Raw genomic sequence first — 14,740 nt, forward strand, 5'->3', positions numbered from 1 at the left:
ACCGGGCACATAACCTGAAAAATCGGTGAACGGCAACAATGAGGGATTAGGCGCTCACGAACCAATTAACGCTTGAATCCGGGGAAGCGAGGCAGGTCCTCGACAAGCACGGCCTTGCCCTCGGCATCGGTTAGCGGAATGCACCAGTTCGGGTACTGGTCGTGGGTCGTGCCCGGCTGGTTCTGGGTACGACGATCGCCGACCATGTCCACCAGGGCCTCACACTTCAGCGCGGATGGCGTCTGGTCGAGGAAGCGGTGCAGGCCCGTGACCAGTGCGTCAATTGGTGGCAGATTATCGCGGGTAAGGGACTGAACATCCATGTCCGCGGCAGCCGTGTCACCAAAGCAGCCAGCTTCTTTGGCAGCGCCCAAAACCTTTCGAATCCACTCGAAGTCCCGGCGGTCTTCCTCCGCGACGTCGGAAAGCAATAGCCCCAGGCGTTCCCGTAGCTTGATGTGCTCGCCTGCGAGGTAGCCTGCCGTCGGCGGCAAATCGTGCGTGGTGACGGAGGACAGGCACAGGCTGCGGTAGGCGCTCGGTGGTTTCGGCTGGTTGCCCTCGGATTCAAACCACACAATCGAGGTGCCCATGATGCCCCGCGAGGCCAGGTAGTCCTGCACCCACGGCTCGAAGGTGCCCAGGTCTTCGCCTACGACGACGGCCCCAGCGAGCTCGGCCTCAAGTGCGAGAATGCCGACCATGGCCTCGTGGTCGAAGTACAGGTAGGTGCCATTGACGGGGGACTCCATCCGCGGCATGACCCAGAGGCGGAACATACCCAGCACGTGGTCAACACGAATGCCACCTGCGTGGCGCAGGATTGTGCGCAGTATGTCACGCCAGGGGCGGTAGCCGGCCTCGGCGAGCTTGTGCGGGTTCCACGGTGGCTGCGACCAGTCTTGGCCGCGCTGGTTAAAACCGTCTGGCGGTGCGCCAACAGAGATAGCAGGGGCGAGCCAATCAGCGAGGTTCTCGGCATCCGCACCGCCAGGGTGTACGCCGACGGCAAGATCGGCCATGATGCCGATGCGCATACCCGCATCCAGGGCTGCTTCTTGTGCTTGGCCGAGCTGCTGATCGAGAATCCACTGTACCCAGAGGTGGAACTGGAAGATTTCCTCCCGCAGAGATTCGACACTGGCGTGGTTGCCCAACGGTGGAACCAACTCGATATCGTTCTCGGCTACGGCACCAGAATCGGAAGTGGCAGCGCGTGCAGCATCGCGGGCAGCAGCGCGATCCGCGAGCTCGCGCTCGGTGCACCACGACGCGTAGTCGTAAATGCCACGGCCCTCGGCCTCCAGCCAACGGTCAAATTCCGCCTGGCGTGCGCTGGACAGGGGGATCTTGTGAATTGCCCGCAATACCTTGAGCTTTGCAGCGTAGATGGGGTTGCGGTCAATCTCATCAGGGCTGTGATTGAGCTGGTGGAAAGAGTTCGCTAGCGCACGGGCTTCATCGGCCTCGTCCTTGTCCAGGTACCCGAACTCGTCGATAAGCTCTGGGCGCGCGTACAGCGGATTGACATAGCGGCGCGTGGTGGGCAGGTACGGCGAGTCTTCTACCGGAGGCAGTGGCTCTGCGGCGTGCAACGGATTGATGAGGACGAAATCAGAGCCCGCGTGCTCTGCACTGACCTGTGCCAAGTCGCCGAGGGTAGCGAAATCGCCGATACCCCAGCTGCGGCTGGAGCGTACCGAGTACAGCTGTGCCATGACGCCATGCGCAGGATTCTGCACGTACTTGTCGGCAGTGGCGAGACGGTTGGGGGTTACGGCCACATCGCACTCAGCGACGTTGTCGTCGTTGACTGCGCGCAAGCGATGCCAACCAAGTGGCAGATCCTCTGGAATTGCGAAGGCGGCTTCTCCCATCAACACATCGCCGACTTGGCGTGGCGGAACCAAGTGGTGCACCTGAGCGCAGGGCCATTCTGCGCCGTCCTCCAGTTTCACAGTCACGCTGACATTGCTGCCGTGCGGTACGTGAACCAGAACTCGGTGGAAGATGCCCTGGCGGGTAACTACCACGGGCGGGAGAAGGCGAGACCACTGCGTATCTGCCCACTCGCGACGGGCGTCGTTGATTTCGGCATCGCTGGGATCTGGGCCCAGATCGATGTCGAGAGCAGCGAGAGTTTTTAGCACTGTCTCACGAGAGACGTGCACGAGTTGGCCCTCGGTGGAGTAGTAGGAAACCCCAACTCCGACATCTTTAGCGAGGTCGGCGAGTGGAGAGGAAAGGGGAGGATTGGAAGCTGCCTGTGTCACCCTTTCCATCATGCCAGTTTAGAAAAACTTTGCCAGTAGTAAGGTAAATCACTTCGTTATCGAAATATTTACTGAAATCACAACGGCGCAGGGTTTGATGTTCTAAGTTGATTCCTAACGAAACCAACGACGGACAGAACTACCGAAAGTAGGGGTTTGTAACTCGATGCGTGAATATACTACCGAGGCGAAATACGTCATCGGCGAGGACGAAACGATTATTACCTCGCTGCAGGAGCTGGTGCAGAAGCGCCCGAAGCTGGTGCTTTTCACCCGCCCCAAGAACTTTGAGTGGGTAAATGTCACTGCTCAGGAGTTCTATGACGAGGCAAAGGGCGTCGCTAAGGGGCTAATTGCCAACGGTGTTCAGCCGGGCGACCGCGTAGCGCTGCTCAGTGAGACTCGCTACGAGTGGAACCTGATCAATACCGCTATCTGGATGGCAGGCGCTGCTGTTGTCCCGATTTACGGCTCTTCTTCGTCTGGCCAGATTCGTTGGATTATTGAAAACTCCGGTGCTGTTTTCGCATTTACCGAGTCGCGTGAGCACACCGACCGCATGAAGCCTCTGCTGGTCGAAAAGGGCACCGAGAACCCGGAGGGCGAGTCCCAGCTGCGTCGTGTACTGGAGATTAACGCTTCCGCTACTGACACCATTAGCTACGAAGGCCGTGACATTGACGGCGACGAGGTCGAGCGCCGCATCAAGGACACCAAGGCCGACGACCTGGCAACCGTGATCTATACCTCCGGTACCACTGGTCGTCCGAAGGGCTGCGTGCTCCTGCACAGCAACTGGCTGGCGGAGGCCCGCGCCATCCTCACCAACGAGATTGGCCTGATTGCCCGGCCGGGTAACCGCATTCTGACCTTCCTGCCGTTGGCGCACGTGTTGGCTCACGCAGTGTCCCTGGCTTCGATGATTTCCGGTGCTACCCAGTCTCACTGGGCTGATACCAAGACCGTCACCCTGGAGTTCCAGCGTTCCCGTCCGCACATGATTCTCGGTGTGCCGCGCGTGTTCGAGAAGGTTCGTGACTCCGCCTACGCCTCCGCTAAGGAGAAGGGCGCATTCGGTCTGGCCATGTTCGAGCGTGCTGAGGCCACCGCCATCGAGTACTCCAAGGCTCTGGATACTCCGGCAGGTCCGTCGCGTGTCTTGAAGCTGCGTCGCCAGCTCTACGATCGCCTGCTGTTCTCGAAAATTCGCGCAGCTATGGGTGAGGCCGTGCAGTACACCATTTCCGGTGGTTCGGCTCTGTCCTCTGACCTCGGGCACTTCTTCCGTGGTCTCGGTGTGCCTGTCTACGAAGGCTACGGTCTGACTGAGTCCACGGCTGCCGTCACCGTGAACAACCCGAGCGAGCAAATCATTGGTACCGTTGGTCGTCCGGTCGGTGGTTGCTCGGCCGCTATCGCTGATGATGGCGAAGTTCTGCTCCGTGGTCCGGTTGTGTTCGACCGCTACTGGAAGAACGAAGAGGCTACCAAGGAAGCCTTCATCGACGGCGAATGGTTTAAGACTGGTGACCTCGGTGAGCTGACCGAAGAAGGCCACCTGAAGATCACCGGCCGCAAGAAGGACCTCATTGTCACCGCTGGTGGTAAGAATGTCGCGCCGGGCCCGATGGAAGACCGCATGCGTGCGCACCCGCTGGTGTCCCAGGCAGTCGTCATCGGCGATGGTCGTCCGTTCGTCTCCGTGTTGGTCACTCTCGATGAGGAGGCACTGGAGAAGTGGAAGATTGAGCACTCCGTCCCCGAGCACACCTCGATCCGTGAACTCGCTGCCTCCAGCGCAGTTTTGCGCGCCGAGATTCAGGACGCCGTCAACTCCGCTAACGAGCTGGTTTCTCACGCAGAGGCCATTAAGAAGTTCCATATTCTGGACAGTGACTTCACCGAGGAAAGCGGCGAGCTGACCCCGACCATGAAGGTCAAGCGCAACATTGTCATGGACAACTACTCGCGTGACATTGAGGCTCTCTACCAGCGTTAATTCACGGTCTACCCGCTGCCGATAGAAAACGGCAGCGTGTTGTTACCGCGCTAGCGCCCCTCACCCCATTAAGGTGAGGGGCGCTAGAAATTTTTAAGGAGTTTTCAGTTTTCGAAAGTCGGCATTCGTCAATGTTCGTCGATATTCGAAAGCGGAAGACTGCAATGATGTCACCGGCGCCGAAGATGTCGTGGGAGGGCGGGCAATGATTAACCACTTCGATGCTCGGCTACGCCTGCGCGAAGTGACCCAAGAGCTCTACGACATTGGTGACGAAGTTGCCGAACACATCGAGCACCTTGCTCAGGCGGTTGCTGATGTAGATCGTGAGCTGGTGGACGAATGCGTCCTCGAGCTCGCTGACATCGTCGACGAGGCCGTTGAGGACTGCCGCCCTCTGATTGGTGAGCTTGATGGTCTACGCCAAGCGTTTACCTCCGGCATTCGCTCGGGGCGCATCGGTACTCTTTCCTCCGCTTCGACACCGCGGCGACACCCACATCCGGCACCGAAGTCGCCGGATGTGCAGTCACTGTCGCTCATTCCGGCTCCTTTGAAGCATCCGGTTGCAGTCCCTACGGTCACGCAGGCAATGATTGCTCGCTCCGATGCCGTGGCTTCTTACCTGGAGGAACTCGCCGACTGGGTTTCCGCCGAAAACATCCGAGGCGTGGAAAAGCTCGGTAGTGTGGTGCTTCCGCAGCTTTACGCACAGTCTGGCCGCCGTGCACTGTCCGCTGCCGCCGCTTGGTGTGTTGCTGTTCCCGAGACTCATCCGGCAGTTGCCAATGCGCTGCGCGGCCGTAGGCCTCCGGAGTTCCTGATGGAACGTGCCCGCATCGATGAAATTGTCCGCCGCGTGAAGCAACGTCGAGCCAAGGAGCATGCGTGAGCGAAGCCTCCGCACACACCGATTCCTTCGGTGTCTACTTACACGTCCCATTCTGTGCCACCCGTTGTGGCTACTGTGATTTCAACACGTACACGCCAGGTCAGCTGGGCAGTGGCGCAACGCAGGGAGACTACCTCGATGCCATCGTGGCTGAGCTCGAGATGGCCGTCGTAAAGCACCCCGAACTAGCGCGTGGTGCCGATACCGTATTCGTCGGCGGGGGTACGCCGTCGATGTTGGGGGCGAGTGGTCTTCGTCGCCTGCTCGACGGTGTGCGCAACAGCTTTGGGCTTGCCGACGACGCCGAGGTCACCACCGAGTCGAATCCCGAGTCGACCTCCCCGGAGTTTTTCGAAGGCTTGGCCGAGGCAGGGTTTACCCGGGTGAGTCTGGGCATGCAGTCGGCTGTGCCGCATGTGCTGGCCACTCTGGATCGTACGCACACGCCGGGGCGTCCCGCGGCGGCAGTGGCGGAGGCACGCGCTGCCGGTTTTGAGCACATCAACCTCGACGTTATTTATGGCACGCCAGGGGAGTCGATGTCGGACCTCGATACGACGCTGGAGGCGGTACTGGCCACCGATGTCGACCATGTTTCGGCGTACTCGCTGATCGTCGAACCGGGTACTGCGATGGCGCGTAAGGTTCGTCGCGGTGAGCTGCCGATGCCTGACGACGACGATCTCGCCGACCGCTACGAGCGCATCGATGCCGCACTGAGTCAAGCCGGTTTCTCCTGGTACGAGGTGTCCAACTGGGCGAAACCGGGCGGCCAATGTCGTCACAATATGCTCTACTGGCGCGATGGAAATTGGTGGGGTGCGGGCCCCGGTGCCCATTCGCATCTGGATGGCACGAGGTTTTACAACGTCAAGCATCCGGCTCGCTACGCGGCGACCATTTCCGGCGGAGAGTTGCCGATTAAGGATTCAGAAAGGCTTACGGCCGAGGATCGGCACACTGAGAAGATTATGCTGGGCCTCCGCTTGGCCGAGGGTATCGATGCCAATCTGCTCGGTGAGGATGAGCTGGGCAAGGCACGTCGGCAAGCGGAAGCGGGCATGGTGGAGTTTGTTTCCGTCGATTGTGGCCAGCGGATTCAGCTGACCAATCGCGGTCGTTTGCTGGCCGACGCAATAATTGTTGACATCCTTAGTTAAACTATCCGCATGTCATCTCAGACGGATAAGCGCAGGCAGGAAGTTCTTCGGGCAATTGTCTCGGATTACGTAGCTTCCCAGGAGCCAGTCGGCTCGAAGGCTCTGGTGGAGCGCCACAATCTGGGTGTGTCCTCGGCGACCATTAGAAATGACATGGCGGTGCTGGAGGCCGAGGGGTATATCCAGCAGGAACATGCATCGTCCGGACGTATCCCGACTGAGAAGGGCTACCGCCTTTTTGTGGACAATCTTTCGCAGATTAAGCCGCTGTCCCGGGCTGAGCGCCGAGCTATCCTCGAGTTCCTCGAAGGCGGCGTCGATCTGGAGGACGTGCTGCGCCGCAGTGTGCAGCTGCTGGCCCAGCTAACTCGTCAGGTCGCAGTGGTGCAGGTGCCGACGCTGGAGGTCTCCCGCGTCCGGCACTGCGAGGTCGTACAGCTCACCGACGCGCGATTGTTGCTGGTAGTCATCACTGACACCGGGCGCGTGGAACAGCGCAATGTTGAGCTGCCAGCACCGATGGATCCCGATCTCGTGCCGCTCTTGCGTGAGCATTTCAACCGCGCAATGTCGGGGCACACGCTTGCCGACGCGTCGATTGCGATCTCCGATCTTGCGGCTAACGCCCCGCGTGATTTGCGGGATGTGCTTATTCGCTGCTCGACGGTGCTGGTGGAGTCGCTGATTGAAAAGCCGAATGACAGACTCATCCTGGCCGGAGCGTCGAATTTGACCCGTGGTAATATGGCCGGTCGCTTACCTTCTACGTTGCCCATGGTTCTTGAAGCTCTCGAAGAACAGGTGGTCGTACTGAAACTGCTGTCGGCCGCGCAGGATTTGCACCACGTTCGCGTTTCCATCGGTGAGGAAAACGAGGACGAGGAGCTGCGCGCTACCTCAGTTGTTTCAACTGGCTATGGCACCGGCACCGAAATTTTGGGTGGCATGGGCGTAGTTGGCCCCACATTTATGGATTATCCGGGAACAATTTCCTCGGTTGCTGCTGTTGCACAGTACGTTGGCCGGGTATTGAAAGGAAGTAGCTAAAGTTGGCACGCGACTATTACGGCATCCTCGGAGTGGAGAAGGACGCTACGGACGCTGAGATTAAGAAGGCGTACCGAAAGCTGGCGCTCAAGTACCACCCAGACCGTAATCCGGGTGATGAAGAAGCTGCGGAGAAGTTCCGTGAGGCCTCTGAGGCGAACGAGGTCCTGCTGGATCCTGAAAAGCGCCGGATTGTGGATATGGGAGGAGATCCTCTCAATCCGCAGGCCGGTATGCCAGGCGGTGGCTTCGGCGGTTTCGGCGGCGGCGGAGTCGGCGATATCTTCGAAGCATTTTTCGGCGGTGCCGGCGGGACCCGCCAGCGCCGCTCGCGTGTGCAGCCAGGTGCAGATGCGCTGCTGCGTATTTCGCTGGGCCTCGATGAGGCATTCACCGGTGTCCGCAAGCCCATCACGGTGGACACCGCGGTGCTGTGTGAGCAGTGCGAGGGAACTGGCTCGAAGTCCAAGTCCAAGCCGAAGATGTGTACCAGCTGTGATGGTACTGGCGAGATTCAGCAGGTCCAGCGTTCCTTCCTGGGCAATGTGATGACCTCGCGGCCGTGCCCGACTTGTGAGGGCACCGGCGAAATTATCCCCGATCCGTGTAACAACTGCGGTGGCGACGGCCGCGTGCGCGCTCGCCGTGATCTGACGGTAAACGTTCCGGCAGGTATCTCTGATGGCATGCGTATTCGCATGGCAGGTCAGGGCGAGGTCGGTCCGGGCGGTGGCCCGGCGGGTGACCTCTACGTGGAAGTTGCCATGGACCCGCACCCGGTATTCGAGCGTGAGGGCGATGACCTGCACTTTAACGTCCAGGTGCCCATGGCTGATGCCGCACTTGGTACCGAGTTTGAGGTCGACGACCTACTCGGCGAGCCAATGACCATCAAGGTTGATTCGGGCACCCAGCCGGCAGAGCAGATTCGCCTGTCGGGCAAGGGTATGCCACATCTGCGCGGCGAGGGCAACGGCGACGTGGTCGCACACGTCGATGTCACGGTGCCGACGAAGCTGGACCGCAAGTCCCGCGAGCTGCTGGAGAAGCTACGCGAGCACCGCGATGATGATGCCAAGGTGTCAGACTCGAGTGAGCGCAACGGTTTCTTCTCCCGTTTCCGCCGCCGTTAAAACAGCCACCCAAAGCCCCCTCCAGTGAGTGTGAAACACGCATGAGTTTGCCCGTATTCCTCGGTGAGTTCACCGAGCTGCCGCGCCCGGAAGAAATCATTCGAATCCTCGGGTCGGAGGCAAAACACATCAGCGTTCGCAGGCTGAAGGAGGGCTCGGAGATCCTTCTTGCCAATGGTGCGGACAAGGTGGTGCGAGCACAGCTCATGCACGTAGACCCTCGTGAGGTTCACGTTCGTGTGGTTGCCGCTGAGGAACGTCCACGTCCGCGCCCGCACGTCACTGTGGTGCAGGCGCTGCCGAAGTCGGATCGTGCTGAGCTTGCGGTCGATTTGATGACCGAGGCCGGGGTCGATGAGATTATCCCCTGGGCGGCCGTGAATTGTGTGGCCCGATGGCAGGGTACCGCGAAGGTCACTAAGGCCCGCGCCAAGTGGCAGTCGGCTGCGCGCGAGGCAGCCAAGCAGGCTCGTCGTGCATGGATTCCGCCGGTCGCTGACCTGCATAGCTCCGCTGATATTGAGCAACTCATCCGGGAAACCACGTCAGCAGGTGGTGTGGCAGCAGTTTTGCACGAGGAGGAAACAGCTCCGTTCGTGGACTTCGCCGCGCAGGCAGCAAACGCTGACAAGGTTCTTTTCATCGTCGGCCCAGAAGGGGGAGTCAGCCCTGGGGAACTCGAGGCCTTCCGCGCCGCAGGTGCTAGCTCGGTAGTACTCGGCCCGACAGTTCTCCGCAGCGCCCTCGCGGGAGCTGCTGCTCTTTGCGCACTGGGCCCGTTGACAAAGCGCTGGGGCGGCGCACCCACGCCTGGTCAGTAGGATAGACGCATAATGACAAAGTATTCAGTAACTGCTCGTACCACTGCCGTCGTCGAGCTCGATGACAATCTCGCGCCGATTGTGGTCGGTCATGCGGATCAGAACCTACGTCTGCTGGAATCTCTGCTGGCAGCGGATATTCATGTCCGCGGCGGAGTTGTGACAATCAAGGGTGCTCCGGCGGATGTTTCGTTGGCTGTCCGCGCGTTCAAGGAGCTAGAGGCAATGGCCCGTCGTGGGCACGAGCTCTCCCCGGAGTCGGTGCGGCACGCGGTGGGCATTGTGGATCGCGGGGAGAAGTCCGCCAGCGAGGTGCTCGGTGGCGGCATCGTGACACATCGTGGCAAGACCGTGCGTCCCAAGACCGAGGGACAAAAGAACTACGTCGATGCCATCGACCGCTATAACGTTGTTTTCGGTATCGGCCCCGCCGGTACGGGCAAGACCTTCTTGGCCATGGCCAAGGCGGTTGCTGCACTGAAGAATAAGCAGGTAGAACGCATTATTCTGACTCGCCCCGCAGTGGAGGCGGGTGAGAACCTGGGCTTCCTGCCGGGTACTCTGCACGAGAAGATTGACCCCTACCTGCGCCCATTGCACGATGCGATGCGCGAAATGCTTGAGCCAGAGCTGATTCCAAAGCTGATGGAAACTGGGGTAGTGGAGGTCGCACCGCTGGCGTACATGCGCGGTCGTACCTTGAACAATGCGTTCATCATTCTCGACGAAGCACAGAACACTACTCCGGCGCAGATGAAAATGTTCCTCACCCGCCTGGGCTTCGGTTCGAAGATGGTCATCACCGGTGACGCCAGCCAGGTCGACCTGCCTCGAGGGCAGAAGTCCGGTCTAGCTGTCGCCCGTGAGGTGCTGCGCAGTGTGCCGGGAATCGCTTTTCCGGCGCTGGCGGCTGCGGATGTGGTGCGCAACCCGCTGGTAACCGCAATTGTCGAGGCCTACGATGACTACGATGCCTATAACGAAGGTATTGAACAGGGCGCCGAGTCCCCACAAAAGCGACAGTCCGCCACAAAGCGATAAAGGACGCTGAAATTACATGAGCATTGAAGTTTTCAACGAGTCCGGTCAGGGCGTCAATGAAGAGTCGCTTATCGACGTTGCCCGTTATGCGCTGGGCCGCCTGGACGTGCATCCGGCAGCTGAGCTGAGCATTCACATTGTCGACTTGAAGACGATCGAAGACCTCCATGTGCGCTGGCTGGATCTGCCGGGGCCGACTGATGTGATGAGCTTCCCGATGGATGAGCTCACTCCTGGCTCTGGCCGACCAGATGCAGCTAGCCCAGGGCCTGCGATGCTGGGCGACATTGTGTTGTGCCCGGAGTTTGCCGCGGGGCAGGCGGAGCGTGCAGGCCATCCGCTGAGCCACGAGTTGGTACTGCTCACCGTGCACGGCGTACTGCACCTGTTGGGTTATGACCATGTCACGGCGGAGGAAGAGCGCCAGATGTTCTCCCTGCAGAATGGCCTGTTGGCGGATTGGTACGACGACATCGATCGTCGTGGCGTGAGCTTTTCCGAAAAACCAATTAACCCCAATGCGTTCCCGGAGCGTTCTAACGAGCGATGATCACTTTGATAATTGTCGCCGTTGTGGCGATGATCTGCGCTGGCGGACTTAACACAGTCGAAACTGCGGTCGCAGGCATTTCCCGTGCGCGCGTGGCAGAGCTGCAGCGTGACGAGGTCGCAGGTGCTAATGCGCTTCTCAAGGTCGTAGAAAATCGCGCTCGGCACGTCAATGTGCTGGTGATTTTGCGTACGCTGTGCGAGTCAATCGGTGCAGTGACGCTTGCGGCAGTTTGTCTTAAGCTTTTCGAGCCGGAGCGCTGGGCCATTGTGGCTGCAGTGGTGTTGTTGGCTCTGTTCACCTTCCTGGTCCTCGGGGTGTTTTCCCGCACGATGGGTCGGAAGAATCCGTACTCGATTTCCCTCGCCACCGCGGTCGTTCTGAGTTTTATGGCCAAGGTGTTGGGGCCACTGGAAAAGTTGCTGATTTGGTTCGGCAACATCATCACCCCTGGTGGTGGCTTCCGCGATGGCCCGTTCGCCACTGAAGTCGAGTTGCGCGAGATGGTCGATATCGCCCAGGAGCGCGGCATTGTGGAGCACGATGAGCGCCGCATGATTCAGTCTGTGTTCGATCTCGCGGAAACGTCGGCACGCGTTGTTATGGTTCCGCGCCCAGAGATGGTGTGGATTGAGGCGGATAAGCACTGTGGTCAGGCAGTGGCCCTATGCGTGAAGTCGGGTCACTCGCGACTGCCGGTGATTGGCGAGAGCGTTGAGGACATCGTCGGCGTCATTTACTTGAAGGACATTGTCCAGCAGACGTACTCGCGTACTGATGGCGGTCGCGGTGTTCGCGTCTCCGAGGTCATGCGTGACTGCGTTTTTGTGCCCGATTCCAAGCCACTGGATGACCTGCTCGATGAAATGCAGCGCACCCGCAATCACATCGCCATTCTCATCGACGAATATGGATCGGTCGCCGGTCTTATCTCTATTGAGGACATCCTCGAGGAGATTGTCGGTGAGATTGCTGACGAATACGACGAGGCCGAGCAGGCCCCCATCGAACCACTGGGGGATGCCTCCTACCGCGTGCAGGCGCGCCTCAGCTTGGGCGAGCTCATAGAGCTTTACGACGAAGCCCACGGGCGCCAACTCGTCTTCGATGACGAGGTCACCGAAGAGGTGGATACGGTCTCCGGTCTGTTGGCATATGAGCTTGGACGTGTGCCACTGCCCGGTTCGTACGTAGAATATGCAGGACTGAAGTTTACCGCCGAGGGCTCGCGTGACCGTCGTGGTCGTATGCGGGTACGCACTGTGGTGGTGGAGCCGACTGCGGAGTTTTACTCCGAGGAAGAAGATACTGATGGGCAATCTTGATGACATGCTGGCCAATGCTGGACTTGGCGGAGATGCTGATGATTACAGTGCGCCGGAGGGCTTTCGCTCTGGGTTCGTCTCTATCGTGGGGCGTCCGAATACCGGTAAGTCGACGCTGACCAATTCCCTGGTGGGCGAGAAGATCGCTATTACCGCTAACCAGCCGGAAACCACGCGTCATCCAGTCCGAGGTGTAGTCCACCGCGAGAACTGTCAGATTGTTGTCGTGGATACGCCAGGTCTGCACAAGCCACGCACGCTGCTCGGTGAGCGCCTGAATGACATGGTTCAGGAGACCTACTCCGATGTGGACTTGGTCGCGATGGTCGTGCCTGCCGACGAGAAAATTGGCCCCGGTGACCGCTGGATTTACGAGAACGTCTCCAAAGGTTGCAAGAACATCATGGGCATTGTGTCCAAGGTGGATAAGGTCTCGCGCGACACGATTATCGAGCGCCTGATTGAGCTGCAGGAGTTGCTCGGTCCGGATGCTGAGCTGGTGCCACTGTCGTCGAAGTCCGGCGAGAACATCAACACGCTGATTGATGTCATGGCTTCCCAGTTGCCGGAGGGACCGCGACTGTACCCAAAGGGTCACATCACCGATGAGGATCTGCACACTCGGATGGCAGAGCTCATCCGCGAGGCGGCCCTCGGCGGTCTGCGCGATGAGTTGCCGCACTCTGTGGCAGTCCAGATTGATGAGGTGCTACCAAGCCAGGACCGCGAAGGCGTCCTGGACGTCCACGCCGTTATCTATGTCGAGCGTTCGGGGCAGAAGTCCATTCTCATGGGGCGCGACGGTCGACGCATGGGCACCACCATTCACAAGGCTCGTAAGGAACTCATCGCGTTGCTTGGCCAGAATGTTTACCTTGACTTGCGCGTGAAAGTGTTGAAGGACTGGCAGTCGGACCCGAAGCAGCTGGGCAAGTTGGGATTCTAAAAAATTGGTCGAGCCGTATCGCGACCGTGCGCTGGTCGTACGCCGCTACGACCTCGGCGAAGCCGACCGCATCATCGTCCTTTTCACCCGCGACCACGGCCTAGTCCGCGGTGTCGCCAAAGGCGTGCGGCGCGCGAAGAGCCGCTTCGGCTCCCGCCTGTCACCATTCGTCGACGTGGATGTCAACATCTACCCACGCCGAGGACTGTCCACTATCGCCGGCGCAGATACCGTGCGCACGTGGGCAGCACCGCTTGTCGACGACTATGCGCGCTACACCTGTGCGTGTGCAGTCCTGGACGTCGCCGAACGCATTGTCGGCGAGGAGCAAGTGCCGGCTCCCGAATTGTGGGATCTCACCACCCAATCGCTCGACGACGTTGCGGCCGGTCACCATCGCCCCGATTTGTTGCTGACCTCCTACATCCTGCGGGCAATGGCACAGGCCGGTTGGCAGCCAAGCCTCTTTGAGTGCGCAGGCTGCGGCAAAGCCGGGCCTCATCATGCGTTTTCTCCCGCACTGGGTGGAGCAGTGTGCACTAACTGCAGGCCACCGGGCGCAGATACTCCGCCGACCGAGGTTCTGCATCTGATGTGGCAGCTTGCTCATGAGCAATGGGCGGGCATCGATACGTCGTCAAGCGAGTTTGAGGGGCGGATGGCGACGGCGCGTACCCTAACGGCGAAGTACCTGCAGTACTACCTGGGCCGCCGGGTGCCGGCGCTGGAACATGTGGATGCTTTTTGGCAGTAAGCAGTAGCGGTGGGGCACAATAGGAAGCGTGTTGAATCCTCCTGTACCGCAGCAATTCGTGCCCAATCACATCGCGCTCGTGATGGACGGCAATGGTAGATGGGCCGAACAGCGTGGGCTCAAACGCACCGAGGGGCACAAGCGTGGTGAGGCCGTGCTGATGGAGTGCGTCGATGCTTGTTTGGAGATGGGCGTCAAGCACCTGTCGGCTTACGCATTTTCCACTGAGAATTGGCGCCGTTCGGTCGATGAGGTCCGATTCCTTATGGGCTTTAATCGCGATGTGCTGCGCCGACGTCGTGATGAGTTGGATTCGAAGAACGTTCGCGTGCGTTGGGCAGGGCGTCGCCCGCGACTGTGGCGCTCGGTTATTAAGGAACTTGAGATTGCCGAGGAGCAGACGAAGGACAATGACGCGCTAACTCTGTATATGTGCGTCAACTACGGTGGTCGCGCTGAAATTGTTGATGCTGCTAGAGAGATTGCTCGTCAGGCAGCAGCGGGGGAGCTCAGCGAATATGACTTGACCGAGAAGTCTTTCGCACAGTTCCTGGATGAGCCGACTATGCCGGATGTTGATCTGTTCCTGCGTCCATCGGGCGAGCAGCGCACGTCCAACTTCTTAATCTGGCAGTCCGCCTATGCGGAGATGGTCTATCAGGACAAGCTTTTCCCGGATTTCGGTCGGGATGACATGCGCGCCGCAGTGGTGGAGTACGCCAAGCGCGACCGTAGGTTCGGCAAGGCCTAGAGCCGATATTTTTTAGGGGGGTGTCCCTATGTTTTTGTCAAGTGCCAG

At 59.6% G+C, this 14,740-nt stretch carries 13 protein-coding genes; 12 read left to right on the forward strand and 1 reads right to left on the reverse strand.

Going from position 1 to position 14,740, the window contains the following annotated elements; all coding sequences use genetic code 11:
• Positions 1-65: 65 nt before the first annotated feature.
• The gene (gene malQ / locus HMPREF2847_RS05145) at positions 66-2,285 is read right to left on the reverse strand and encodes a 4-alpha-glucanotransferase (protein ID WP_070851730.1); all 2,220 of its coding nucleotides are present in this window, start codon (positions 2,283-2,285) and stop codon (positions 66-68) included.
• A 154-nt stretch (positions 2,286-2,439) separates the two neighbouring features.
• Between malQ and HMPREF2847_RS05150 the strand changes: the two genes are divergently transcribed.
• From HMPREF2847_RS05150 to HMPREF2847_RS05205, 12 genes are all read left to right on the forward strand, one after another.
• Positions 2,440-4,272, forward strand: a complete 1,833-nt coding sequence (locus HMPREF2847_RS05150; RefSeq protein ID WP_016423122.1) for an AMP-dependent synthetase/ligase — start codon at positions 2,440-2,442, stop codon at positions 4,270-4,272.
• Between the two features lie 205 nt (positions 4,273-4,477).
• On the forward strand, positions 4,478-5,164 hold the full coding sequence (locus HMPREF2847_RS05155; protein ID WP_016423121.1) for a hypothetical protein: 687 nt from the start codon (positions 4,478-4,480) through the stop codon (positions 5,162-5,164).
• Positions 5,161-6,324, forward strand: a complete 1,164-nt coding sequence (hemW, locus tag HMPREF2847_RS05160) for a radical SAM family heme chaperone HemW (protein WP_070851731.1) — start codon at positions 5,161-5,163, stop codon at positions 6,322-6,324. The genes HMPREF2847_RS05155 and hemW overlap by 4 nt, the downstream gene beginning before the upstream one ends.
• Positions 6,325-6,333: 9 nt before the next feature.
• Positions 6,334-7,371: a heat-inducible transcriptional repressor HrcA gene (hrcA, locus tag HMPREF2847_RS05165; RefSeq protein ID WP_070851732.1), complete on the forward strand. Its 1,038-nt coding sequence runs from the start codon at positions 6,334-6,336 to the stop codon at positions 7,369-7,371.
• 2 nt (positions 7,372-7,373) lie between these two features.
• Positions 7,374-8,504 carry a molecular chaperone DnaJ gene (gene dnaJ / locus HMPREF2847_RS05170; protein ID WP_016423118.1) on the forward strand — a complete coding sequence of 377 codons (1,131 nt, stop codon included), beginning with the start codon at positions 7,374-7,376 and terminating at the stop codon, positions 8,502-8,504.
• A gap of 41 nt (positions 8,505-8,545) precedes the next feature.
• Complete coding sequence (locus HMPREF2847_RS05175) at positions 8,546-9,325, forward strand: 16S rRNA (uracil(1498)-N(3))-methyltransferase (RefSeq protein ID WP_069359237.1); 780 nt, start codon at positions 8,546-8,548, stop codon at positions 9,323-9,325.
• A gap of 12 nt (positions 9,326-9,337) precedes the next feature.
• Complete coding sequence (locus tag HMPREF2847_RS05180; RefSeq protein WP_070549896.1) at positions 9,338-10,366, forward strand: PhoH family protein; 1,029 nt, start codon at positions 9,338-9,340, stop codon at positions 10,364-10,366.
• Positions 10,367-10,382: 16 nt separating this feature from the next.
• Positions 10,383-10,916, forward strand: a complete 534-nt coding sequence (gene ybeY, locus HMPREF2847_RS05185; protein WP_005511056.1) for an rRNA maturation RNase YbeY — start codon at positions 10,383-10,385, stop codon at positions 10,914-10,916.
• A complete protein-coding gene (locus HMPREF2847_RS05190) occupies positions 10,913-12,241 on the forward strand; it encodes a hemolysin family protein (protein WP_070851733.1) in 1,329 nt (442 codons plus the stop codon). Before ybeY ends, HMPREF2847_RS05190 begins: the two co-directional genes overlap by 4 nt.
• A gap of 4 nt (positions 12,242-12,245) precedes the next feature.
• Positions 12,246-13,187: a GTPase Era gene (gene era, locus HMPREF2847_RS05195; RefSeq protein ID WP_052155617.1), complete on the forward strand. Its 942-nt coding sequence runs from the start codon at positions 12,246-12,248 to the stop codon at positions 13,185-13,187.
• Positions 13,188-13,191: 4 nt separating this feature from the next.
• Positions 13,192-13,941 (forward strand): DNA repair protein RecO, encoded by a 750-nt coding sequence (recO, locus tag HMPREF2847_RS05200; protein ID WP_070851734.1) that lies wholly within the window; start codon positions 13,192-13,194, stop codon positions 13,939-13,941.
• 28 nt (positions 13,942-13,969) lie between these two features.
• Positions 13,970-14,692 carry an isoprenyl transferase gene (locus tag HMPREF2847_RS05205; protein WP_016423112.1) on the forward strand — a complete coding sequence of 241 codons (723 nt, stop codon included), beginning with the start codon at positions 13,970-13,972 and terminating at the stop codon, positions 14,690-14,692.
• Positions 14,693-14,740 lie beyond the last annotated feature (48 nt).

This window comes from Corynebacterium sp. HMSC074C03 (assembly GCF_001838285.1).
Taxonomy (GTDB): Bacteria; Actinomycetota; Actinomycetes; order Mycobacteriales; family Mycobacteriaceae; genus Corynebacterium; species Corynebacterium amycolatum.

Coding starts and splice junctions, on each gene's coding strand:
- HMPREF2847_RS05150 (WP_016423122.1), top strand. CDS start 2,440: ATGCGTGAATATACTACCGAGGCGAAATACGTCATCGGCGAGGACGAA.
- HMPREF2847_RS05180 (WP_070549896.1), top strand. CDS start 9,338: ATGACAAAGTATTCAGTAACTGCTCGTACCACTGCCGTCGTCGAGCTC.
- era (WP_052155617.1), top strand. CDS start 12,246: ATGCTGGCCAATGCTGGACTTGGCGGAGATGCTGATGATTACAGTGCG.
- HMPREF2847_RS05190 (WP_070851733.1), top strand. CDS start 10,913: ATGATCACTTTGATAATTGTCGCCGTTGTGGCGATGATCTGCGCTGGC.
- hrcA (WP_070851732.1), top strand. CDS start 6,334: ATGTCATCTCAGACGGATAAGCGCAGGCAGGAAGTTCTTCGGGCAATT.
- HMPREF2847_RS05155 (WP_016423121.1), top strand. CDS start 4,478: ATGATTAACCACTTCGATGCTCGGCTACGCCTGCGCGAAGTGACCCAA.
- malQ (WP_070851730.1), bottom strand. CDS start 2,285: ATGATGGAAAGGGTGACACAGGCAGCTTCCAATCCTCCCCTTTCCTCT.
- ybeY (WP_005511056.1), top strand. CDS start 10,383: ATGAGCATTGAAGTTTTCAACGAGTCCGGTCAGGGCGTCAATGAAGAG.
- HMPREF2847_RS05175 (WP_069359237.1), top strand. CDS start 8,546: ATGAGTTTGCCCGTATTCCTCGGTGAGTTCACCGAGCTGCCGCGCCCG.